Origin of the sequence: Coralloluteibacterium stylophorae, from assembly GCF_018122625.2 — a bacterium.
Classification (GTDB): domain Bacteria; phylum Pseudomonadota; class Gammaproteobacteria; order Xanthomonadales; family Xanthomonadaceae; genus Coralloluteibacterium; species Coralloluteibacterium stylophorae.
The window spans coordinates 212,054-236,592 of record NZ_JAGQFT020000005.1 but is presented as its reverse complement, the minus strand read 5'-3'; the positions used below and the strand labels follow the sequence as shown (position 1 = coordinate 236,592).

Annotated in this window: 14 protein-coding genes; 11 read left to right on the top strand and 3 right to left on the bottom strand. The window is 69.8% G+C overall.

The features are described 5' to 3' along the window. Position 1: 1 nt before the first annotated feature. Together KB893_RS09545 and KB893_RS09540 are read right to left on the bottom strand one after the other, a co-directional pair. Positions 2-478 (bottom strand): SixA phosphatase family protein, encoded by a 477-nt coding sequence (locus tag KB893_RS09545; RefSeq protein WP_211925482.1) that lies wholly within the window; start codon positions 476-478, stop codon positions 2-4. 73 nt (positions 479-551) lie between these two features. Then, positions 552-1,187 carry a ParA family protein gene (locus KB893_RS09540; protein WP_211925481.1) on the bottom strand — a complete coding sequence of 212 codons (636 nt, stop codon included), beginning with the start codon at positions 1,185-1,187 and terminating at the stop codon, positions 552-554. A 243-nt stretch (positions 1,188-1,430) separates the two neighbouring features. Between KB893_RS09540 and gltB the strand changes: the two genes are divergently transcribed. Both gltB and KB893_RS09530 read left to right on the top strand, forming a co-directional pair. Further along, complete coding sequence (gene gltB / locus KB893_RS09535; protein WP_213173635.1) at positions 1,431-5,918, top strand: glutamate synthase large subunit; 4,488 nt, start codon at positions 1,431-1,433, stop codon at positions 5,916-5,918. A 1,220-nt stretch (positions 5,919-7,138) separates the two neighbouring features. Continuing rightward, on the top strand, positions 7,139-8,536 hold the full coding sequence (locus KB893_RS09530) for an FAD-dependent oxidoreductase (protein WP_211925479.1): 1,398 nt from the start codon (positions 7,139-7,141) through the stop codon (positions 8,534-8,536). A 78-nt stretch (positions 8,537-8,614) separates the two neighbouring features. Here the strand turns inward: KB893_RS09530 and KB893_RS09525 are convergent, their stop codons facing one another. Next, positions 8,615-9,106 carry an REP-associated tyrosine transposase gene (locus KB893_RS09525; RefSeq protein WP_213173634.1) on the bottom strand — a complete coding sequence of 164 codons (492 nt, stop codon included), beginning with the start codon at positions 9,104-9,106 and terminating at the stop codon, positions 8,615-8,617. A 347-nt stretch (positions 9,107-9,453) separates the two neighbouring features. On the opposite strand from KB893_RS09525, the gene KB893_RS09520 reads away from it, so the two are divergent. From KB893_RS09520 to KB893_RS09480, 9 genes are all read left to right on the top strand, one after another. Next, positions 9,454-11,577, top strand: coding sequence for a M13 family metallopeptidase (locus KB893_RS09520; protein ID WP_338026922.1), 2,124 nt, complete (start codon positions 9,454-9,456; stop codon positions 11,575-11,577). A gap of 664 nt (positions 11,578-12,241) precedes the next feature. Continuing rightward, on the top strand, positions 12,242-13,834 hold the full coding sequence (locus tag KB893_RS09515; protein ID WP_211927095.1) for an MBOAT family O-acyltransferase: 1,593 nt from the start codon (positions 12,242-12,244) through the stop codon (positions 13,832-13,834). A 19-nt stretch (positions 13,835-13,853) separates the two neighbouring features. Continuing rightward, entirely contained in the window at positions 13,854-15,776 is a 1,923-nt protein-coding gene (locus KB893_RS09510) for an HAD-IIIC family phosphatase (RefSeq protein ID WP_211927096.1), read from the top strand. Then, positions 15,773-16,021, top strand: a complete 249-nt coding sequence (locus KB893_RS09505) for an acyl carrier protein (protein WP_211927097.1) — start codon at positions 15,773-15,775, stop codon at positions 16,019-16,021. The genes KB893_RS09510 and KB893_RS09505 overlap by 4 nt, the downstream gene beginning before the upstream one ends. Positions 16,022-16,024: 3 nt before the next feature. Continuing rightward, positions 16,025-17,044: a hypothetical protein gene (locus KB893_RS09500; RefSeq protein WP_211927098.1), complete on the top strand. Its 1,020-nt coding sequence runs from the start codon at positions 16,025-16,027 to the stop codon at positions 17,042-17,044. Between the two features lie 760 nt (positions 17,045-17,804). Next, positions 17,805-19,289: an AAA family ATPase gene (locus KB893_RS09495; RefSeq protein WP_211927099.1), complete on the top strand. Its 1,485-nt coding sequence runs from the start codon at positions 17,805-17,807 to the stop codon at positions 19,287-19,289. Between the two features lie 116 nt (positions 19,290-19,405). Next, on the top strand, positions 19,406-20,806 hold the full coding sequence (locus KB893_RS09490) for a hypothetical protein (protein WP_211927100.1): 1,401 nt from the start codon (positions 19,406-19,408) through the stop codon (positions 20,804-20,806). Positions 20,807-20,949: 143 nt separating this feature from the next. Continuing rightward, a complete protein-coding gene (locus KB893_RS09485) occupies positions 20,950-24,036 on the top strand; it encodes an HD domain-containing protein (protein ID WP_213173633.1) in 3,087 nt (1,028 codons plus the stop codon). Beyond that, the gene (locus tag KB893_RS09480; RefSeq protein ID WP_211928010.1) at positions 24,033-24,479 is read left to right on the top strand and encodes a hypothetical protein; all 447 of its coding nucleotides are present in this window, start codon (positions 24,033-24,035) and stop codon (positions 24,477-24,479) included. The genes KB893_RS09485 and KB893_RS09480 overlap by 4 nt, the downstream gene beginning before the upstream one ends. The last annotated feature ends 60 nt before the right edge of the window (positions 24,480-24,539 follow it).

The following is a 24,539-nucleotide window of genomic DNA, read 5'->3' as shown; positions in this document are numbered from 1 at the left end:
GTCAGGGCGACCAGAAGCGCACGAGTTCCGCCGCGCCCGGCTCCCAGCGCGTGCCGTCGGCCAGGCGCAGCCAGGCCACGCTCGCCGGGGCCATGCCGCGCGCGTCCCCGGAGCGGCCGGTGGTCAGCAGCGCGAGGAGGTGTTCGAGGCCGGGATTGTGGCCGACCAGCAACAGGCAGCCGGCATCGGCGTGTTCCTCGGCCAGCGCCAGCAGGGTGCCGGGCATCGCCTCGTAGATGGAGGGCTCCTCGCGCACCTCGACCTCACCCAGCGCCGCGACCACCGGGCGGCAGGTCTCGCGCGTGCGCCGCGCCGGCGAGCACAGGATCCGCGCCGGGCGCGCGCCCTGTGCGGCGAGCCAGCGCGCCGCCGCCTCGGCCTCGGCCCAGCCGACCTCGGACAGCGGTCGGTCGCTGTCGGGCTTGGCCGGTGCGGCCGGCTCGGCGTGGGCGTGTCGCAGCAGGATGAGGTCGGTCACGGAGGACTCCGTCGCGTCGGCGGCCACGGATTATCCGCCGTGGTGATGTGTGTGCGAAGTGCGCGCATGCGCGTCAGCCGCGCGCGCGCTGCAGCCAGCGCAGCAGCGGCGCCCAGTCCGCCTGGTGCCCGCGCACCGCTTCGGAGTGGTAGTCGAACAGGGTGCGGCCCAGGCCCACCAGCAGCACGTAGGCCTGGCTGTCGCGCAGTTCGGCGACCACCGGATACGGCCATTGCGCCAGCCAGCCGAGCGCGTCCTGGCTGGCGCGGGTGTGCGGCCGCAGGCGGTTGGCGACCAGGCCGACCGGCAGCTGCCCGCTGCGCACGCGCGGATGGGCCGCCAGCGAATCCAGGAACGGCACCGTCGCCTCGACGTCGATCATCGACGGCAGGACCGGCACCACCACGGCGTCGGCGCGCTCCAGGACGCCCTCGAGGTCGCCGGCGAAGGCGCCCGCGGCGCCGTCGACCACCACCTGGTCGGCGTCGGCGGGAACCTGCTTCGGCCAGCGCCCGCGCACGGCCGGCACCGGCAGCACGGCGGATTCGAGTCCGGCGCGGCGTTCGCACCAGCGCTGCGACGAGCCCTGCGGGTCCGCGTCCACCAGCACGCTCTTCCTGCCGTGGAGGGCGGCGTGTCCGGCCAGGTGCGTCGCCAGCGTGGTCTTGCCGGCGCCGCCCTTGGAAGAGGCCACCAGGATCGTGCGCATCGAATCACTCCCTCCGTTGCCGTGCCCGGAATCTACCCGATGTGCGCGCGCCGCCGTTCGCATCCGGCGGTGCGATGGACGTCGCGCCGCCGCCCGCGGCGGGGTTGCATCCATGGCACACCGGCGGTGCAGGAATGAAATTGCGGCTCCGCAACAAACTGTGCTCTATTGACCGGCCGCACCGGTGCAAGGGCAGTGCGTCGCGCGGCGGCGCCGCGAACCGGTGCGTGCAGCGGAGGTTCGATGGCACCGAGCAGGGCATCCGGGACCGGCCTGTACGCGCCGGACTACGAACACGACAGCTGTGGCTTCGGCCTGATCGCGCGCACCGACGGCGCGGCCTCGCGCGAGGTCGTGGCCGCCGCGCTGCAGGCGCTCGCCCGCCTCGCCCACCGCGGCGCGGTCAGCGCCGACGGCGTGACCGGCGACGGCGCGGGCATCCTGATCCACCGCCCGCGCGCGTTCCTGCGCAGCGTCGCGGTCGAGGCCGGCATCGCCCTGCCCGACCAGTTCGGCGCCGGCACCGTGTTCGTGCCCGACGACGATGCCGCCGAGGCGCGCGTGCGCGAGGCGCTCGATGCGGCGCTCGCCTCGCGCGGGCTGCGCGCGGCCGGCTGGCGCGAAGTGCCGATCGACGCGGCCGCCTGCGGGCCGCAGGTCCGCCCGCCGCGCGTGCGCCAGGTGTTCGCGGTCGCCGACGGGCGCACCGACGATGCCGGCTTCCGCCGCGACCTCTTCGTCGCGCGGCGCCGCGCCGAGGTCGCGCTGCGCGACCTCGCCTCGCCGCGCCCGGAGCTGCCGGGCGCCTACCTCCTCGGGCTCTCCGCCGACACCCTCGGCTACAAGGCGATGCTGCGCCCGCAGGCGCTGCCGGACTTCTTCCCGGACCTCCGGCGCGACGACCTCGCCGGCGCCGCCGCGATCTTCCACCAGCGCTTCTCGACCAACACCGCGCCGCGCTGGGCGCTGGCGCAGCCGTTCCGCATGCTTGCGCACAACGGCGAGATCAACACCATCCAGGGCAACCGGCGCTGGGCGCAGGCGCGGCGGCACATGTGGAAGAGCCCGCTGCTGGACCTGTCCGAGTTCGACCCGCTGGTGTCGATCGACGGCTCCGATTCGCAGAGCCTGGACAACATGCTGGAGGTGCTGACCGTCGGCGGCATGGACCCGCTGGCCGCGCTGCGCGTGCTGATCCCGCCGGCGGCGCATTCGCTGGCCCAGCTCGACCCCGACCTCGCCGCCTTCTACGAGTACTACGCGCTGCACACCGACCCCTGGGACGGCCCCGCCGGGGTGGTGTTCTGCGAGGGCCGCTACGCCGGCTGCGTGCTCGACCGCAACGGCCTGCGCCCCTCGCGCTGGACGCTCGACGACGACGGCCTGCTGGTGGTCGCCTCCGAGGTCGGCGTGCGCGACTGCCCGGCGGAGAGGATCGTCGCCCAGGGCCGGCTCGGGCCGGGCGAGATGCTCGCGGTCGACCTCGACGCCGGCAGGCTGCTCGATTCCGCCGCGATCGACGCGATCAACACCGCGCGCGCACCGTTCAAGAAGTGGCTCAAGGCCGGCGTCAGCTACCTCCACTCCGACCTGATCGATCCCGCGCTCTCCGCCGAACCGCTGGCCGCCGACACCCTGCGCGTGCAGCAGAAGCGCTTCGGGCTGTCGCGCGAGGAGGCCGAGCAGGTCCTGCGCGTGCTCGCCGAGACCGAGACCGAGGCCGTCGGCTCGATGGGCGACGACACCCCCATCGCCGCGCTCTCGCAGCAGGTGCGCCCGCTCTACGACCGCTTCCGCCAGGCCTTCGCCCAGGTCACCAATCCGCCGATCGACCCGCTGCGCGAGACGGTGGTGATGTCGCTGGCGACCCAGATCGGACGCGAGGGCAACATCTTCGAGCTCTCGCCCGACGCCGCCCGGCAGGCGCTGCTGAACTCGCCGGTGCTGTCGCGGCGCAAGCTCAAGCAGCTCCTGGCGATGCCCGAGGTGACCGGGCCGCACCAGCGCATCGCCCTGTTCCAGGAGGCCGGGGAGGACCTCGAGGCCGCGCTGCGCCGGCTGTGCCGCAACGCCGCAGAGGCGGTGCGCAACGGCGCCAGCGTGCTGTGGCTGTCGGACTTCGAGCCCGATTCCACGCGCCTGCCGGTGCATGCGCTGCTGGCCACCGGCGCGATCCACCGCCACCTGGTCGAGAGCGGCCAGCGCTGCGCCTGCAACCTCATCGTGGAGACCGCGACCGCGCGCGACCCGCACCACATCGCCTGCCTGATCGGCTACGGCGCGACCGCGGTGTACCCGTGGCTGGCCTACCAGACGCTCTTCGACCTGCAGCGCAAGGGCGTGATCGCCGCGCGCGCCAGCGACGAGCGCGGCGAGCGGCTGGAGGTGGGGCGCAGCTACCGCATCGGCCTGCGCAAGGGCCTGCTCAAGATCCTGTCGAAGATGGGCATCGCAACCGTCGGCAGCTACCGCGGCGCACAGCTGTTCGAGATCCTCGGGCTGGACCCGGCGGTGGTCGGGCTCTGCTTCGCCGGCACGCCCAGCCGCATCGGCGGCGCCGGCTTCGACCGGCTGGAGGCCGACCAGCGCGAACTCGCCGCGCGCGCCGCCGACGACATGGCCCCGCTCGCGCCAGGGGGCCTGCTCAAGTACATGCAGGGCGGCGAGGCGCACATGTACGACCCCGGCGTGGTGCGCAGCCTGCAGCGCGCGGTGGTGAGCGACGCGCCGGCCGACTGGGAGGCCTTCGCCGCCGCGGTCGACACGCGCCCGCCGTCGGCGCTGCGCGACCTGCTGGAGCCGCTCGCGGCCGAAGGCGGGCCGATCCCGCTGGACGAGGTCGAGCCGGTGGAGGCGATCCTCGCCCGCTTCGACTCCGCCGGCATGAGCCTCGGTGCGCTCTCGCCCGAGGCGCACGAGGCGCTGGCCATCGCCATGAACCGGCTCGGCTGCCGCAGCAATTCCGGCGAGGGCGGCGAGGACCCGGCGCGCTACGGCACCGAGCGGCGCTCGAAGATCCGCCAGGTCGCCTCCGGCCGCTTCGGCGTCACCCCCGAATACCTGGCCGGCGCCGAGGTGCTGCAGATCAAGATCGCGCAGGGCGCCAAGCCCGGCGAGGGCGGCCAGCTGCCCGGGCACAAGGTCGACGCGCTGATCGCCCGGCTGCGCTACGCCAAGCCGGGCATCGGCCTGATCTCGCCGCCGCCGCACCACGACATCTACTCGATCGAGGACCTGGCGCAGCTGATCTTCGACCTCAAGCAGGTCAACCCCGAGGCCCTGGTCTCGGTGAAGCTGGTCTCGCACGCCGGCGTCGGCACCATCGCCGCCGGCGTGGCCAAGGCCTATGCCGACCTCATCACCATCTCCGGCCACGACGGCGGCACCGGCGCCTCGCCGGTGTCCTCGATCCGCTATGCCGGCGTGCCGTGGGAGCTGGGCCTGGCCGAGGCGCAGCAGACGCTCCGCCTCAACGACCTGCGCGGCCGCGTGCGCCTGCAGACCGACGGCGGGCTCAAGACCGGGCTCGACGTGGTCAAGGCGGCGATGCTCGGCGCGGAGAGCTTCGGCTTCGGCACCGCGCCGATGATCGCGCTGGGCTGCAAGTACCTGCGCATCTGCCACCTCAACAACTGCGCCACCGGCGTCGCCACGCAGAACGCGCACCTGCGCGCGCACCACTTCGTCGGCCTGCCCGAACGCGCGATGCGCTACTTCCGCTTCGTCGCCGAGGACGTGCGCCGCTGGATGGCGCGGCTCGGCGTGCGCGCGCTGGAGGAGATCATCGGCCGCCCCGAGCGCCTGCGCCCGCGCGGCGACGTGACGCTGCGCGAGCCGATCGACCTCGGCCCGCTGCTGGCTTCGGTCGGCAGCGGCCCGCGCGTGGTCTCGCAGCCGCGCAACCCGTGCTGGGACGAGGGCGCGCTCAACCTGCGCCTGCTCGGCGACCTCGCCGACGCGGTCGAGGCCGGCCGCAGCGCCGAGGTCGCGCACGTGATCACCAACCGCGACCGCGCGGTCGGCGCCCGCGTCTCCGGCGCGATCGCGCGGCGCTGGGGCAACGCCGGCCACGCCGACGCGACCTGGCGCGTGCGCCTGACCGGCGCGGCCGGGCAGAGCTTCGGCGTGTGGAACGCCGGCGGCCTGCACCTGGAGCTGGAGGGCGAGGCCAACGACGGCGTCGGCAAGGGCATGGCCGGCGGCCGCATCGCCATCCGCCCGCCCGCCGCCGCGCGCTACGCCGCCCGCGACACCGCGATCATGGGCAACGCCTGCCTGTACGGCGCGACCGGCGGCGAGCTGTTCGCCGCGGGCCAGGCCGGCGAGCGCTTCGCGGTACGCAACTCGGGCGCGCTGGCGGTGGTGGAAGGCGTCGGCGACCACGGCTGCGAGTACATGACCGGCGGCATCGTGGTCGTGCTCGGCCGCACCGGCCTCAACTTCGGCGCCGGCTTCACCGGCGGCTTCGCCTACGTGCTCGACACCGACCGCGGCTTCGTCGACCGCTACAACCACGAGCTCATCGACATCCACCGCATCTCGCAGTCGGGCATGGAGAACCACCTCCAGCACCTGCGCGGCCTGATCGGCCGCCACGTCGACCTGACCGGCAGCCGCTTCGGCACCGAGATCCTCGAGGACTTCCGCGACTATCTCGGCCGCTTCTGGCTGGTGAAGCCGAAGGCGGCGTCGATCGAGTCGCTGATCGAGACGCTCAGGGAGGCGGCGTGACGCCGCACGGCGCGCCCGACGCGTCGGCCCGGGCCGTCGCCGTTGCCGTTGCTTCGGCCGTTGCCGTTGCTTGTGCCGTTGCCGTTGCCGTTCGCTCTTCGGGTCCCCGTGAGGCACGGCGAGCGCCTGGAGGATCAGCCGCGAAGCGGGCGCGGGCATGGACGCCCGCGACGTTTTCCTCGCGGCAGGATGCCGCGTGGAAAACGCCCGGAAGGCGATCGCGCACCCGCAGCGCGCAGCGCTGCGGGCGTGCCGCCCGGGGTGCCCTTTCTTCTTGGTTACTTCTTCTTTGGGCAAGCAAAGAAGAAGTGACCCGGAGCCCGCAGGGCTTCGGAAGCTCTTGCCCCTGCTCCGCAGGCAACCGCGCGCGGAAGCCGCGCCACAGTCGCACTGCGACCGGCGCCTTGCGCACGCGGCAGGCCGCAGCCGACGCTGCGCGCCGGAGCCTGCAGGGCTCCGGAAGCCCTGCGCTCTGCGGCGAAGGCGCCGCCGCGTCCGCCGTTGCTTCGGCTGTTGCCGTTGCCGTTCGCTCTTCGGGTCCCCGTGAGGCACGGCGAGCGCCTGGAGGATCAGCCGCGAAGCGGGCGCGGGCATGGACGCCCGCGACGTTTTCCTCGCGGCAGGATGCCGCGTGGAAAACGCCCGGAAGGCGATCGCGCACCCGCAGCGCACAGCGCTGCGGGCGTGCCGCCCGGGGTGCCCTTTCTTCTTGGTTACTTCTTCTTTGGGCAAGCAAAGAAGAAGTGACCCGGAGCCCGCAGGGCTTCGGAAGCTCTTGCCCCTGCTCCGCAGGCAACCGCGCGCGGAAGCCGCGCCACCGTCGCACTGCGACTGGCGCCTTGCGCACGCGGCAGGCCGCAGCCGACGCTGCGCGGACGCAACGGCACGAGCTCTCGGTCGCCTGCGGCGCCCGACCTACTTTTCTCTTGCTTGCCCAAGAGAAAAGTAGGCAAAAGAGAAGGGCACCCCGGGCGGCGCGCCCTCCGCACCTTCGGTGCTGCGGGTCCGCAGTCGCGCTGCGGGCGTTTTCCACGCGGCATCCTGCCGCGGGGAAAACGTCGCGGACGTCCCTGTCCGCGACCCCTTCGGGGCTGATCCTCCGCGCGCCTGCCGCGCCTCACGGGGACCCCGAGGGCAACGGCCCAAGCAACAGCCGAAGCGGCGGTGCGATCGCCGCCTGACCCCGCCAACGGCGCCCCCGGCGCCCGAGCCAGACCACGATGCAGAAGAACGCCTTCCAGTTCCTCGAGATCCCCCGCCAGACCCCGCGTGAGCTGCCGGTGGCGGTGCGCGTGCTCGGCTGGCGCGAGATCTACGACGGCTTCGAGCCGCCGCAGGCCGCCGAGCAGGCCGGGCGCTGCATCGAGTGCGGCAATCCGTACTGCGAGTGGAAGTGCCCGGTCCACAACTACATCCCGAACTGGCTGAAGCTGGTCCGCGAGGGGCGCCTGTTCGAGGCCGCCGCGCTCGCGCACGAGACCAACCCGCTGCCCGAGGTCTGCGGCCGGGTGTGCCCGCAGGACCGGCTGTGCGAAGGCGACTGCACGCTTGAGGACGGCTTCGGCGCGGTCACCATCGGCGCGGTCGAGAAGTACATCGTCGACGAGGCCTTCCGCCAGGGCTGGCGGCCGGATCTGTCCGGCGTGGCGCCGACCGGCAAGACCGTCGCGGTGATCGGCGCCGGCCCCGCGGGCCTGGCCTGCGCCGACCGCCTCGCCCGCGCCGGCATCGCCGCGCACGTCTACGACCGCTACGAGGAGATCGGCGGCCTGCTCACCTTCGGCATCCCCCCGTTCAAGCTCGACAAGGCGGTGATCGCCACCCGCCGCGCCGTGCTCGAGCACATGGGCGTGGTCTTCCACCTCGGCACCGAGGTCGGCCGCGACGTCGAGTTCGCGGCGCTGATGCGCGACCACGACGCGGTCTTCGTCGGCACCGGCGCCTACGCCGAGGTCGACGGCCGCCTGCCCGGCCAGGACCGTCCCGGCGTGCATGCGGCCCTGCCCTTCCTCGTCGCCAACGGCCGCCGCGTACTCGGCACCGCCGACGCCGCGGCGCTGCCCGAACTTGCCGGGCGGCGCGTGGTGGTGCTCGGCGGCGGCGACACCTCGATGGACTGCGTGCGCACCGCCGTGCGCCTCGGCGCGGCCGAGGTGCACCTGGTCTACCGGCGCGAGGAGGCGGCGATGCCCGGCTCCCGGCGCGAGGTGAAGAACGCGCGCGACGAGGGCGTGCACTTCCACTTCAACCGCCAGCCGCTGGCGATCGAGGGCGACGCCGACGGCGTCACCGGCGTGCGCGTGGTCGAGACCCAGACCAGCCACGGCGCCGGGCGCAGCAGCGCGACGGTGGCGATGGAGGGCAGCGAGTCGGTGCTGGCGGCGGACGCGGTGATCATCGCCTTCGGCTTCCGCGCCAGCCCGCCGGCGTGGCTGGCCGAGCACGGCGTGGCCCTGACCGCCGACGGCCGCATCGACACCGACCAGTCGCGCCGCTTCGGCACCGCCCACGCGAAGATCTTCGCCGGCGGCGACGCCGTGCGCGGCGCCGACCTCGTGGTCACCGCCGTGTTCGAGGGCCGCGAGGCCGGCGAGGCGATCGCGCGGGCGTTGGCATGAGCACGCTGCCCTGCCGCAGTCGGGGCTGAAGCCCCTCCCACAGTCCTTCCGGTCGCGTCGCATTCTGTGGGAGGGGCTTCAGCCCCGACTGCCACCCCCGGGCAGCCACACCGCATCCCAGAACGGGTAATCGCCCACCCGCCGCACCAGCCCCGCGCGCACCGGATTGGCGACGATGTACCGTGCGGCGTCGAGCAGTGCTTCCTCCCGGCGTAACGCGCGGTCATGGAAACCGGGTGCCCAGACCGGGCCCGAGCCTCCACGCACCGCGTTGACGGCGCGTGCCGAGCGCCCCTTGGCACGCTGCATCGAAGCGGCAAGCGATTCCCCGCCGCCCAGTTCGACCAGGCCGTGCCAATGGTCCGGCATCAGCACCCAGCACAGCAGGCGGGCGTCGCACCAGCTGCCCGGCCCGCCGAGTGCGCGAGACGCCGCAGCGGCGAGGTGCCACCTGGAGAACAGCGGCTGGCGACGATGCGTGACCGTGGTGAGGAGGTAGATCCTCCCGGCTTCCCCCAAGCGCCCGCGGCGCAGGAGGCGGTAGCCCCGGCGAGCGGATGCGACGCTCATTCCCGGCACCCTGGGCGAGTTCCGGGCCGATGGCGCCGGACGGGCGAAACACCGGCCGGTAGGAAAGCGCCTCTCCAGGCGCTTCGTCGGGGCTGAAGCCCCTCCCACAGATGCCCCTCATGGGGGCCTTTCCCACAGAAGCCCCTCCCAAAGACGAGCACCGCCTGCCGTCACCTGCTTCTGTGGGAGGGGCTTCAGCCCCGATCCGGCCCCCGGTGCAAGAAGCGCCATCCGGCACCGCCGCACCGCGGTCCAGGCGTGCTCTGCGCCCCGCCGCCGCCCCTCTGCTAAGGTCGGCGGTCGGCCCTCGCGGCCGTGGCATCCCGATTTGTCGTCCAGGAGTTCCAGTGAAGCCCAACGCATCCTTCCGCCTGCTGCCGCTGACGCTCGCCGTCGCCCTCTCGCTGGGCGCCTGCGGTGGCGACGAGCCCGCACAGACTGCGTCCACGGACGGGACGCCGGCCGCCGACACCGCACCGCCTTCCGCGGTCGACGCGGTGCGCGAGTTCCAGCCGACCACGCCGAGCGCCGCGCTGGCCGCCGGCGACGTCGATCCCGCCATCGCCGCCTGCTCCGACCTCAACGGCTACGTCAACGCCAAGTGGCTGGCCGCCAATCCGGTGCCGGCCGACCGCACCACCTGGGGCAGCTTCGAGCTGCTCGGCGACCGTTCGCTCGAGATCCAGCACGAGCTGGTCAAGGCCACCGCCGCCGCCGAGCCGGAGGCCGGCAGCATCGAGGCCAAGATCGGCGACATCTGGGCCACCGGCATGGACCAGGCCGCGATCGACGCGGCCGGCATCGCGCCGCTGCAGCCCGAGCTCGACCGCATCGCCGCCCTCGGCGACAGCGACGCGGTGGTCGCCTACCTGCGCGAGGCCTATGCACGCGGCGAGGGCGGCCCGTTCTCGTTCGGCGCCAACGCCGACTACAAGAACTCCGAGCAGGTGATCGCCTACGCCGGCCAGGGCGGCATGGGCCTGCCGGAGAAGGGGTACTACGTCGACGAGGACAAGGCCGACATCCGCGAGGCCTACGTCGCCTACATCGCCAGGCTGCTCGAACTCTCCAGCACCTCGGCGGAGCAGGCGCAGCGCGACGCGCAGGCGGTGATGGACTTCGAGACGCGCCTGGCCAACGCCTCGCTCTCGCGCATCGAGCTGCGCGACCCGGCCCGCCGCTACAACCCGGTCAGCCTCGCCGACGCCGACGCGCGCACGCCGCACTTCGCATGGCCGGCGTTCTTCGAGGGCATCGGCGTGGACGCGCCGGAGATGTTCTCGATGGGCCAGCCGGAGTTCTTCGCCGAGCTCGACGCCATGCTCGCGGACGAGTCGATCGAGACCTGGAAGGCCTACCTGCGCTTCCACGCGCTCGACGACGCCGCGCCCTACCTCGGCAGCGGGTTCGAGCAGGCCGCGTTCGAGTTCCACGACAAGACCCTGCGCGGCCAGGAGGAGATGCAGCCGCGCTGGAAGCGCGTGCTGGAGACGGTCAACGGCAGCATGGGCATGGCCCTGGGCGAGCTCTACGTGCAGGTCGCCTTCCCGCCGGAATCCAAGGCGCAGATGGAGACCCTGGTCGGCAACCTCAGCGAGGCGCTGAAGGCGCGGCTGGAGAACCTCGACTGGATGAGCGAGGAGACCAAGGCCCGGGCGCTCGAGAAGTGGGCGAGCTTCACGCCCAAGATCGGCTACCCCGACAAGTGGCGCGAGTGGGACGGCCTGGAGACCACGCGCGACAGCTACCTCGCCAACGTGCAGGCCGCGCGCGCGTTCAACTACCGCTACATGCTCGACAAGATCGGCCAGCCCGTGGACAAGGACGAGTGGCACATGACCCCGCAGACGGTCAACGCCTACTACAACCCGACCCGCAACGAGATCGTGTTCCCGGCCGCCATCCTGCAGCCGCCGTTCTTCGATCCCGACGCCGACCTCGCCAGCAACTACGGCGGCATCGGCGCGGTCATCGGCCACGAGATGATGCACGGCTACGACGACTCGGGCAGCCAGTTCGACGCCCAGGGCAACTTCAACAGCTGGTGGACCGACGCCGACCGCGCCGAGTTCGAGAAGCGCGCGGACGCGCTGGTGGCGCAGTTCGACGAGTACCGCTCGGTCGACGACATCGCGGTCAAGGGCCGGCTGACGCTCGGCGAGAACATCGGCGACCTCGGCGGCCTCACGATCGCCTACGACGCCCTGCAGAACGCGCTCGAGGAGAACCCGGACGCGCGCCGCGAGGTCGACGGGCACACGCCGGAGCAGCGCTTCTTCATGAACTGGGCCACGGTGTGGCGCCGCAACTTCAAGGACGACGAACTGAAGGTGCGCCTCAACACCGACCCGCACGCCCCGGCGAACTTCCGCGCCGTCGGCGCACCCTCGAACCTGCCGGCCTTCGCCGAGGCCTTCGAGTGCAAGCCCGGCGATCCCATGGTCCGCGCCGAGCGCGTGGTGATCTGGTAACCCGCGCACCGCGGCACGCAGCACCCGGAACGGCCCGCCTCGGCGGGCCGTTTCTTTTGCCTCCGCGGGGCGGGGGATGGGGCAAAGCCTTCCCCGCCCGCGCTTCTGGCCCCTTCCCCCCTTGCGGGGGAAGGCTGGGATGGGGGGAGCGCGAAGCGCGACGCTGGTGCTCCGATCGAGCGAACAGCCCGCGGCTCACGCCGCGCCCCCTCTCCCCAACCCTCCCCCGCGAGGGGGGAGGGAGCCGGGTGCGCTTTTGGCCCCTTCCCCCGCCTGCGGGGGAAGGTTGGGATGGGGGTGAGGCGCGAAGCGCACTTGGCGACCGGACGAGCAAAAGCTCCGCGGCTGCGCCGCGCCCCCACCCCAACCCTCCCCCGCGTCGCGGGGGAGGGGGCGAAGCCTTCCCCGCATGTGGTGAAGCGCTGCTGCGCGAGCACATTCATCACACCCCACACACATCTGCGCCCGCCTGTCGGAAGGGTCATCCGTTCACAACTGCTCCCTCTGGGGGACGCGCCGCGGCGGCTGGCAAAGACGTGACATACGTCACAGAATCGGGCCCGCTGTCGCACCACGTCCCGGGGATGTCCGGGCCGTCGCAGCGGGGTCGGGCCGGGTCGCGGCCCGCTTGCCAGCACGGAGCCGGACCCCAGGGGGACGCGCGATGTTGTTCAACTCGGCACTCTTCATCGGCGGGTTTTTGCCCGTCGTGCTCGCCGGCTTCCTGCTGCTCGCGGGGATGGGCCGGCAACGCGCGGCGGCGCTGTGGCTGATGCTCGCCTCGTTCGTGTTCTACGGCTGGTGGAACCCGGCCTACGTGCCGCTGCTGGCGGCGAGCATCCTGTTCAACTACCTGGTCGGCGGACGACTCATCCGCCACCCCTCGCGTCCGCTGCTGGTCGCCGGCATCGCCGCCAACGTGCTGATGCTGGGCTACTACAAGTACACCGGCTTCCTGGTCGAGACGCTTGAGCACGTGGCGGGGACGCACTGGTCGATCGACCAGATCGTGCTGCCGCTGGCGATCTCGTTCTTCACCTTCCAGCAGATCGCCTACCTGGTCGACGCGCACGCCGGCGTGGTCAAGGACCACGACCTGCTGGACTACGCGCTGTTCATCACCTTCTTCCCGCAGCTCATCGCCGGGCCGATCACCCACCACGGCGAGATGATGGAGCAGTTCCGCGACCGCGCGGTGTTCCGCCCGCGGATGGACGCCATCGCGCTCGGGCTGACGGTGTTCCTGGTCGGCCTGTTCAAGAAGGTGGTGTTCGCCGACCCGCTGGGCGAGCGCGCCTCGCCGGTGTTCGCCGCCGCCGCCGACGGCGCGATGCCCGGCTTCGGCGAGGCCTGGGGCGCGGCGCTCAACTACACGCTGCAGATCTACTTCGACTTCTCCGGCTACAGCGACATGGCCATCGGCCTGGGCCTGCTGTTCGGCATCGCGCTGCCGGCCAACTTCGACAGCCCGTTCAAGGCGCGCAACGTGATCGAGTACTGGTCGCGCTGGCACATGACGCTGACCCGCTTCCTCACCGCCTACCTCTACAACCCGATCGTGCTGCGCATCACCCGCGCGCGCATGGCCGCCGGCCGGCCGCTGCCGCGGCGCGGGAGGATGTCGCCCGGCACCTTCGTGGCGCTGCTGGCCTGGCCGACGCTGTTCACCATGTTCGTCTCCGGCGTGTGGCACGGCGCCGGCTGGCAGTTCCTGGTGTTCGGCCTGCTGCACGGGCTGTACCTGGTGGTCGCGCACGGCTGGCGCGCGTACAAGGCCAGCCGCGGGCGCGCGCCCGACAGCGACCACTGGCTCGCGCGCGCCGCGGCGGTGCTGACCACCTTCGTGTGCGTGGTGGTGGCGATGGTGTTCTTCCGCGCCGCCGACGTGCCCGCGGCGCTGTCGCTGCTCGCGGGCATGGCCGGCCTGCACGGCGCCGGCGCCGCCGCACCGGCGGAGGTCGCGGTCGGCCCGCTCTCGCCGCTGCAGCAGGTCGCGGCGCTGGTCCGCTCGGACGCGGCATTGATCGTGGGCCTGCTCGCCGTGGTGTGGACCCTGCCCAACACCCAGCAGTGGATGCGCCACTACCGCACCGCGCTCGACTGGCACGTGCGCCCCGGCTGGATGGAGCGCTGGTCCGGCCTCGCCACCTGGCGGCCGGCGCCGGCGCTCGGCGCCGCGGTCGGCGTCGCCGGTTTCTTCGCGCTCGCGCTGGCGTTCTCCGCCGCGCCGACCGAGTTCCTCTACTTCCAGTTCTGAACACCGCCGCGAGGCGACCATGTCCGATCTCCTGCCCTGGCTTCCCGCCCATTCCGACCCCGCCGCCGCGCTGCGTGCCGCGCGGCAGCTCGACGACCCCGCCGAACGCCTGGCCGCGGCCGTCGTGCTGGCCGGGCACCGCCGCGACTTCCTGCTCACCGACCGCATCGCCCGGCTCGCCGGCGCCGGCCTCGACGCCATCGCCGCCGGCGCGGCCCCGGGCGCGCTGGCGCCGCTGCGCGTGGCCCTGCTCGGCTCGCACACGCTCGAGCACCTGGTGCCGGCGATCCGCGTCGCCGGGCTCGCGCGCGGGCTCGCGCTCGCGGTGCACGTCGGCGCGTACGGCCAGTACCGGCAGGCGCTGCTGGGCGCCGACCCGGCGCTGGATACGTTCGCACCGCAGCTGGTGGTGCTCGCGCTCGACGCCCACGACGCGCCGCTGCAGCTTGCGCTCGATGCCGACGAGGCCACCGTCGATGCCGCCGTCGCCGCGCGCGTCGACGGCCTGCGCGCGCTGTGGCGGCAGGCGCGCGAGCGCCACGCCGCGCAGGTCGTGCAGCAGACCCTGATGCCGGCCGGTCCGCCGCTGTTCGGCTCCTGGGAGATGCTGGTGCCGGCCTCGCCGCATGCGGTGGTCGACCGCCTCAACGCCGCACTGCGCCGCGCCGCGCGCGAGGACGGCGTGCTGCTGCTCGATCTCGCCCTGCACGCTGCGGAGCTGCGCGCCGCCGGCGGCCTCGCCGACCCGGTGCGCTGGCACCAGGCCAAGCAGCTGGTCGACCACGCGCTGGCACCGCTGTACGGCGACCTGCTCGCGCGCGTCGCCATGGCCGCGGCCGGCCGTGCGCGCAAATGCCTGGTGCTCGACCTCGACAACACCCTGTGGGGCGGCGTGGCCGGCGACGACGGCGTCGAGGCGCTGCTGCTCGGCCAGGGCAGCGCCAGCGGCGAGGCCTTCCTCGCCTTCCAGCGCCACGTCGCCCTGCTCGCGCGGCGCGGCATCGTGCTGGCGGTGTGCAGCAAGAACGACCCGGAGGTGGCCGAGGCCGCCTTCGCGCATCCGGAGATGGGCCTGGCGCGCGAGGACATCGCCGCCTTCGTCGCCAACTGGGACGACAAGGCCGGCAACCTGCGGCGCATCGCGCGCCAGCTCGAGCTCGGCCTCGACAGCCTGGTGTTCGTCGACGACAACCCGGCCGAGCGCGCCATCGTGCGCCGCGAGCTGCCCGAGGTCGCAGTGCCCGAGCTGCCCGAAGACGTCGCCCACTGGCCGGCGGCGCTGGCGGCCTCGGGCTGGTTCGAGGCCGCCGGCTTCACCACCGACGACGCCGCCCGCGCGCGCAGCTACGCCGGCAATGCCGAGCGCCACGCCGCGCTGGAACAGGCCACCGATCTCGCCGGCTACCTGCGCAGCCTGGAGATGACCCTGCAGCCGGTGCCGGTGCGCGGCGCCGACCTGCCGCGCGTGGTGCAGCTGGTCAACAAGACCAACCAGTTCAACCTGACCACGCGCCGCCACACCCGGCCCGAGGTGGAACGGCTGCTCGCCGACCCCGGCGCCATCGCCCTGGCGCTGCGCCTGCGCGACCGGTTCGGCGACAACGGCGTGATCAGCGTGGTGCTGGCGCGCCGCGACGCCGCGCTGCCGCCGGACGAACTGCTGGTCGACACCTGGCTGATGAGCTGCCGCGTGCTCGGCCGCCAGGTCGAGGAGGCCGTGCTCGAGGTGCTGGTGCGCGAGGCGCGCGCCGGCGGCGCCCGCGCCCTGATCGGCGAGTACCGGCCGACGGCGCGCAACGGCATGGTCGCCGGGCACTACCCGCGGCTGGGCTTCGTGCCGATGCCGGCCCCGCCCGGCGCCGACCCCGCGGCGCGCTTCTGGCGCCACGAACTCGCCGCGCCGCGCGCCGCCGCGCACCACATCGAGGTGGCCTACGCATGACCCACGCCGAGATCATGCGCACGCTCGAGGACATCTTCCGCGACGTGCTCGACGACGATGCGATCGAACTCACCCGCGCGACCCAGGCCGGCGACATCGACGGCTGGGACAGCCAGGCCCACGTCAGCCTGATCGTGGCCGCCGAGATGCGCTTCGGCGTGCGCTTCCGCACCGCCGAGCTCGACGGCCTGCACGACGTCGGCGCCTTCGCCGACCTCATCCACCAGAAACTCGCGAGTGCCTGAGCCATGGCCGCGTCCCGCAACGACCCTGCCGCCAGCGGCGGCCCATCCGCCGTCGGCGGCCGCTACCTCGCCGGGCTCATCGGCGGCGTCGCCGGCGCCTGCGCCGCCTTCTTCCTCGGCCTGGGCGCGCTGCACGCCACCGGCCACCTGCCGCCGCCGGCGTTCTCCAACAGCCTGTGCGTCGACGAGAAGCTCGGCTTCATGCGCAGGCACCCGACCAGCGACGCCGACCTGCTGGTGATCGGCTCCTCGGTGGCGTGGCGGCACTTCGACGGCGCCGCGATCACCGGCCTGCGCCCGCTCAACGGCGCCTTCTGCGGGCTGCGCGCCAACCAGGCGGTGTACGTGGCCGACTGGCTGCTCGGCCGCGAGCCGGCGGTGAGCGAGGTGGTGATGATCGCCTCGCCGCAGGATTTCGGCGAATGCGCGCGCACCCGCGAGGCCGTGTTCGACCGCGCCGACGCCGACCGCTTCGTCTACGGCGACGCCGCGACCTGGCCGTTCTACGTGCGCTACTTCGCGCCGGTGTCGCTGCTGCGCAACGCGCGCAAGGTGCGCGACCAGCGCGAGGCCCTGATCGCCCTCGACCCGCTGGTGTTCGACCGCTACGCCGACGGCCCGATGGACACCGACGCCAGCCGGCCCGGCCTCTACTACGGCGCGCCGCCGCCGCTGGACGACGCCTGCTTCGCCGCGGTCGACCGCTTCGCCCGGCGCATGCACGCCGAGGGCCGCGGCTTCAGCCTGGTGGTCACGCCGCTGCACCCCGACTGGAAGGCGCAGCAGGACCCCGACGGCCGCTTCCTCGCCGAGTTCGACCGCCGCCTGCACGCCCTGGCCGACGCCCACGGCGCCCGCTACTGGAACGCCGACCGCGAATGGACCCCGCCGGTGGCCGCGTTCACCGACGCCATCCACCTGCGATGGTCCGGCGCCCAGGACTTCTCCGCAGCCCTCGCCCGCGAACTCGACCTCGACGACACCGCCTCCCCCGACATCACCCGCGCCACGGCGGCCCGCTGAGCCCCCCGCATTGCCGTCGAAGTCCCCGCCCGCGCTTCTGGCCCCTTCCCCCGCCTGCGGGGGAAGGTTGGGATGGGGGTGAGGCGCGCAGCGCATCATGGACGCTCGGGCCAATCCCACAGCCGCGGCTACGCCGCGCCCCCACCCCAACCCTCCCCCGCTCCGCGGGAGAGGGAGCTACGGCAATGCGCCACGCTGTCGGCCCCTTCCCCCGCCAGCGCTTCTCGCCCCTTCCCGGCCGCGCTTCTGGCCCCTTCCCCGCCGCGCTTTTGGCCCCTTCCCCCGCCTGCGGGGGAAGGTTGGGATGGGGGTGAGGCGCGCAGCGCATCATGGGCGCTCGGGCCAATCCCACAGCCGCGGCTACGCCACGCCCCCACCCCGACCCTCCCCCGCTCCGCGGGAGAGGGAGCTACAGCAATGCGCCACGCTGTTGGCCCCTTCCCCCGGCAGCGCTTCTCGCCCCTTCCCGGCCGCGCTTTCAGCCCCTTCCCCCGCCTGCGGGGGAAGGTTGGGATGGGGGTGAGGCGCGCAGCGCGCCATGGGCGCCCGGGCCAATCCCACAGCCGCGGCTACGCCGCGCCCCCACCCCAACCCTCCCCCGCTTTGCGGGAGAGGGGGCTACAGCGATGCGCCACGCTGCTGGCCCCCTCCCCCGCTCCGCGGGAGAGGGAGTCGAGCGTGTGCGCGGGTGAGGGCCCAGCCGCGGCGTGGCGGCCCCGCTCTGCTATCGTCCCCCGCAGGGGAAACAAGGACTGTGCGGGTGAGCGACCTCAAGGACCTGGCCGCGCTGGTGCGGGCGAATACGCCGCTGCTGGTCATCGAGACGCCGGACGAGGCGCGCGTGGTGGAGCTGTTCCGCCACGTGCTGATGGAGGTGTGGCGCGCGCTGCACCGCTGGTCGATCACCGAGGGCCTGCGGCGCATGGACCTCGACACCGAGGACCCGCCGACCGTCGCGCCCGACGCCAGCACCACGCTGCGCGCCATCCGCGAGGCCGAGCAGCGCGGCATCTACCTGCTGTTCGACTTCCACCCCTACCTCGGCTACGCCTCCACCCAGCGCCAGGTGCGCGAGATCTGCCAGCGCCGCGACTGCCAGCCGCACGTGCTGGTGCTGGTCGGGATGAAGGTCGAGCTGCCGCCGGACCTGGAGCTCCTCGCCACCCGCGTGTCGCTCAGGCTGCCCGACGCCAACGCGCTGCTGAAGATCGTGCGCGAGGAGGCCGCGGCCTACGCGAAGGAGAACGGCGGGCGCCGGGTCGAGGTCGACCAGCAGGCGGTCGCGCAGATCGTGCGCAACCTCGCCGGCCTTTCCGCGCTGGACGCGCGCCGCATCGCCCGGCACCTGATCCACGACGACGGCGCGCTCGGCCCCGACGACCTGCCGCACCTGGCCCGGCTCAAGTTCGAGCTGATCAACAAGAGCGGGCACCTGCACTTCGAGTTCGACACCGCGCAGTTCGCGGATGTCGCCGGCGTCGGCCGTCTCAAGCGCTGGGTCGCGCAGCGCAAGGGCGTGTTCGTCGGCGGCAACGCACCGCCCGGGCTCGACCCGCCCAAGGGCGTGCTGCTGCTCGGCGTGCAGGGCTGCGGCAAGTCGCTCGCGGCCAAGGCCGTGGCCGGCGGCTTCGGCGTGCCGCTGGTGCGCCTGGACTTCGGCACGCTCTACGCCAAGTACCACGGCGAGACCGAGAAGAACCTGCGCGAGGCGCTGGCCTCCGCCGAGCAGCTCGAGCCCTGCGTGCTGTGGATGGACGAGATCGAGAAGGGCCTGGCCGCCGACGAAGGCAGCGACGGCGGCGTTTCGCGCCGCGTGCTCGGCTACCTGCTGACCTGGATGGCCGAGCGCAAGAGCCGCGTGTTCCTCGTCGCCACGGCGAACCAGGTCCACCAGCTCCCGCCCGAACTGCTGCGCAAGGGTCGCTTCGACGAGATCTTCTTCGTCGACCTGCCGACGCCCGAGGCGCGGGCGGAGATCTTCCGCATCCACCTCGCCCGCCGTGCGCTTGACCCGGACGTGTTCGACCTGGCGGCGCTGGCCGCTGGGTCAGAAGGGTTCTCGGGTGCGGAAATCGAGCAGGCGATCGTCGCGGGGCTCTATGCCGCGCACGGCAGCGGCTCTCCGCTCGCCATGCCCCTCCTCCTCGACGAACTCCGCGCCACCCGTCCGCTGTCAGTGGTGATGGCGGAGAAGGTTGAGGCGCTCAGGGAATGGGCAAGGGAGAGGACGGTGGGGGCGGAATGACGCAGCGACGGAGCAGGGGCCCGATCCATTGCAGATGGACCGCCCGAACCGGGCAGGGGTCCGGGCAGTGACCTGAGCGGCGACGGATTCATCACTAGCTTGAGGAGCGAGCGAGCATGGACGAGAAACCTGACTTTCTTCTTCGGGGCGAGCGGGCCCGGCTTTTCCCGGTGCTCGCCGAAACCTCGAAGGAGGGGCGAACCCTTTCGATCGTGCTGGCGTGCATGGAGACGATCGACGACTTCGGCAAAGCTCTCCTAGCGGACCTCGGCATCAAGGTGGGCGCACGAACCCGCTTGGAGACATACACCGAAGTGGTGCTTCGAAAGGGAGGCGACTCGAAGCTGCGACCGGATGGACTGCTTGTGCTGAGGTCGGGCGCCACCCGTTGGACCGCGTTGGTCGAAGCAAAGGTGGGCAACGCTGACCTGACCACGGAGCAGATTGAGTCGTACTTGGAGCTCGCCAAGATCAACGGGATCGATGCGCTGCTGACGATCTCGAATCAGTTCGCACCCATGCCCAGCCATCACCCCATTGCTGTCAGCAGTGCCTCAGCGAAGAAGGCCGCGCTCTGGCACTGGTCGTGGATGTACGTGCTGACCCAGGCGATGCTTCATCTCGAGGACGGCGAGGTTCGCGATCGCGAGCAGCGGGTGATCTTGAACGAGATGATCAGGTTCCTCAGCCATCCCAGCGCCGGCGTCAAAAGCTTCGATCAGATGCCCGCGGCTTGGACCGCCGTCGCTCACGCGGTTCAGGCGGGGGCGACGCTCTCGCCGAAGTCCCCTGAGACGCAGGAAGTGGTCGGGGCGTGGTACCAGGAGACCCGCGACCTGAGCCTCATCCTCAGCCGCCAGCTTGGAGAAGAAGTTTCAGTCAAGGTGCCCAGGGCGCATGCGGTGGATCCAGCGCTGCGCCTCAGAGAGGACGCGGACCGCCTGGCCAAGGAGGGTCGACTGCGGAGCGTGTTCTCGGTCCCCAACACGGCAGCAGCGATCGAAGTGGCGGCCGACTTCAATAGGCGCACGATCTACGCATCGATGCGGGTTTCTGCCCCAGCCGATCGAAAATCCACGCGGGCCAGGTTGACATGGCTGCTCCGCCAACTAGGCAAGTCCAAGCCAGACAACATCCATGTTCGTCTCTACCGGCCGGGCCGTGGGCCATGTACGCAACACCCCCTGGCTCGGCTGAGGGAAACCCCGGAGGCGGCCGAACAGAACGGACAGGTCGTATCGTCGTTCGAAGTGGTCTTCGCCAGGGATCTGGCCGGAAGGTTCTCGCAGCGTCGCAACTTCGTGATCGACCTCGAGCAGGCGATCCCCGACTTTTACGAGCAGGTTGGTCAGCACCTGAAGGCGTGGCAGCCACGGGCGCCGAGGATCAGGGAGGACCGTACAGATCCAGCCGATGTGGGGCCCGCTGCAATGCAAAAGGAAGCCGAGCTGGGTGCCCTGGACCGCAACGAGCCTGGCGAGCAGAGTCCCGCCGCGCCCCAAACAGCGTCCGATTAGTGAGAAGAGCCAGGCAAAGGCGCCGCTTCAGGCACGCAGTCGTTCAACCTACTCATCACCGACTCCCCCAGACATGGCTCCTCAACGCACCGCGGGCCTACGGAACAAAATCAACCCGACCCCTTACTTTGCAAAGGAGGCGTATGAACGAGTCGAATTGGTCTGAGCTCGAACTCCGAGCTGATGCAGCAACTAAGCTTCCGAGTTTTCCGATCAACCTTGCGGATGTACGAAATAACGTTGAGCTGCTTCTTACGCAGGTGGGTCGATACGGCTTCTTTAACGAGTACACCGACCACAGCTTTCGCCACGTCGAAAGCATGATCAAGACAGCCGAGTGGTTGATACCTGCAGATTCGAAAGATCAACTGTCCGCCGGCGAATGCCTACTTCTCGTCTTAGGAATCTATTTCCATGATGTCGGGATGCTCATCAGCAGGCATGAGTACAACCGGCGCAATGACAACGTTGACTTCACGAAGTTTCGTAATGAGCCCATCATTAGTGCTAATCAGCTTGACGAATTCCGAGCCCGTCTTAACCAGTTGCCAGATGAAGAGGCTGAGCGAATCTGGTTCCAAGAATACGTGCGTTATAGCCACGGCAGGCGTATACGGTCTTGGATCGAAGGACTACCTACGGACGCGGGCGACGAGTCTGGGGAAATCAGACAGCTTGTGTCGTCACTTTTCGCGAAGTTTGATCCCGCGCTGAAGCGTGATCTGGCACTGCTATGCGAGAGTCACACACGAGACGACCTTGCGGATGTTCAGAGATATAAGGTCTCGCAGCCCTACGGCAGCTCTGAGGAAGAGACCGTCAACCTGCAATACTTAGCTGCAGTCCTTCGCACCGTCGATTTGCTACAGATCACCAAGAACCGCGCCCCATCTATTTTGTATCAATTGATTAATCCGACCGACCCCCTGAGCCAGGTGGAATGGCGGAAACAAGGGGCAGTTCGGAACGTGAGGCCGAAGCCGGGCCTGGACCGCGACGGGAACGTGTCACCAGATGCGCAGGCGGACACGATTGAGGTCCACGCGCAGTTCCAGCACGCTGATGGGTTTTTTGGCCTTACCAGCTACCTGACCTACGCGGAAAGAGAGATACAATCTTGTTATGCGGCTATCGCCAAGTCGCTTACGAAAACAACACGTCCTCTGAAATATCCATGGCGCTACATTGATCAAAGCAACATCGAGGCAACCGGGTTCTTGACGGAGTCGTTTGGCTTCACGTTGGATCAGCAAAAGATTCTTGATCTTCTCACCGGGCACACGCTCTACAACGACACGACCGTTGTGTTGCGTGAGCTAACGCAGAACGCACTGGACGCAGTGCGTTTGCAGCAGGCATCCGAGCCGAGTGGCACAACCTACGAACCGAGCATCAGAATCAAATGGGCGAGCCAACCACGGACACTGACAATAGAAGATAATGGCACAGGGATGTCGCAAGAGGTGATTGTTAATCACCTCCTAAAGGTTGGCTCATCCCGCTATCAGGACCCGCAGTTCAAAGAAAGGCATCCCGACTTTAGCTCTATTAGTCGATTCGGGATTGGAGTGCTCACCGCATTCATGGTTTCCGATGACGTCGAAATTACCACGTGCAGCCCAGAGGATGAGAAGGCGCGCCGCGTCTCCTTGCGGTCGGTACACGGAAAGTACCTGATCAAGTTGCTAGATAAAGAGGTGGATCGAGACGAAATTGGTGTTGTGCCGCATGGCACCAGTGTTCGCCTCGTTATCAGACCGACAGCGGCGATTCGCGACATAATGGAAATCGCACGCTTGTGGCTTATGTTTCCGCGGTGTGCGGTGACGGTACAGGTCGATGACAACGCGCCGCAACCGGTAGGCTATTCCTCACCCAAAGAAGCCATCGAGAGCTACTTGGCAACGACGTCCGCAGCTAGCTCGCGATTCCGGCGCGAAGTCGCCGTTCACGAGGTCTCCCAGGACGGCGTCACACTCGCTTTCGCTTTGGCGCGGAGCCGCTACTTCAAGGATTGGAGCTTTGTTGAGGTTGGTAATGAGGCGAGACTTCCAGATGGGCGTGAGCGCCCGCCAATGGCGACGTGCATCGAGGGCGTCGGCGTAGAGTTCTCTACTCCTGGCTTCCGCGGTGGCAGCATCGTGGCCATCGCAAATGCTGTTGGAAAAGACGCCCCGAAAACTAACGTTGCCCGCTCAGCCTTGGAGGACACGGCCGAGCAGAGAAGGATGCTCGAAACCATTTACCGGCTTTACGCCGGCCACGTTAGTACGGAGATCCAGCGGCTCCAGACTGAAGAAGGCTTCTCGCTAACCCGCGCCGTAGGTGAAGCGCCTTATATAGCTTCGGCATTGCTTGGCCGGGAAGAGACGGTTATTCGAGCCGCTGCACTCGAAGCGGCCATGGCCGAAAGCGCCCTTCTACTGGGTGAGTCCGATGATGGGCGGCGTCGCCGGGTATCTCTGCGTGATTTGCAGCAGGCAACCGAGTTCTGGACGGTCGAGTCGCCCCTATCGAGGTCAGCTGAGCAATTTGTCCGAGATGCCCCCACAAACATCAGTGCACAGTCAATGTTAAAGATGCTGGGAAACGTTGATTCCCCTTACCCTCCCGGCCTTACCTTACTGAATTACTCAGCGTCGCACTATTTAACTCGCATTCTTTACCGAGAATTTGAGGTTACGGAAATAGTTGCCTCAGAGAAATCTCGCCGCGTGGATGCGCGCTGGCGGTGCAAAGGCGAGAAGGGGAGATGGATTGATTTCGAGGTGGCATTGAACGCACTGGAATCCATTGACCGCCGCCTCGCAAACATACTAGTGCAGGTGCGGCATGCCAGCCGCCGCGCACGCCAGGACGTCAAAATCCCGGTGGGTGATGTGAGTGCTACCGGGCTCGGTGATGCGTCGGGCGTGCTTGTGAATAGGGACTGGTATTTCCAGCCGGAAGATCCGCTTACGAAATTTCTTGGCAGTTTATGGACAGGCGCTCAAGAGGCGGCCGAGCATCGCAAACTAGTCATTTACTTCATACTTCTTGAGACGTTGTTGAGTGCGCGCCTTCGGTGGCAATCGGTAGACGAGGATTCTATCCGCAGGCAAGTGGAGCCAGGTGTCTTTAATATGCTTTCCCCGCACTTGACTGACATCGATGATTTCATATTCGCGACCCGCAGCTCATCGGGCGACTTCTTCGACCCCTTTGCGTGGGATCGTAAGGAGCAGCAATGACCAATGTCGACAAAGACTTCATGCTAGAGCGGTACAAGTACGTACTCGAGCAGAAAAAATTCCTGAACAAGACGACATTGGCACTTCTCGCCATCTATCAGGCTGGGCTGGCGCTCGTTGTGGGGGCTCATTATCGTCTGTGGACGGCGCTTGCGGAAGAACGGGTTTCAGAAGGTTTTGCTTCAGCTGCGAGCGATGGCCTGCTGATGCTACTCTGGGTCCTCGCGCTGTTTTCTGTCTCGATGCTGATCAGCGGAATCTTATCGTGGCTCGATTACCGCCATGCGGAGGCGCTAATGGAGGACGAGTACCTCGGGGGCAGCCGACCGCTACCAAAGATCGGTAGGCTATTTCACTGGTATGAAACATATGTGGCGATTGCCATTCTGGCGATCACCGCTGGATTTACGTGGTTTTTTTGTATGCTGCGCTCTCTCGATTGAACGCTCAAAGATTCGACAGCGCGATCCATTTAAATCGGCCCTCTCCTACATACAGCCGGC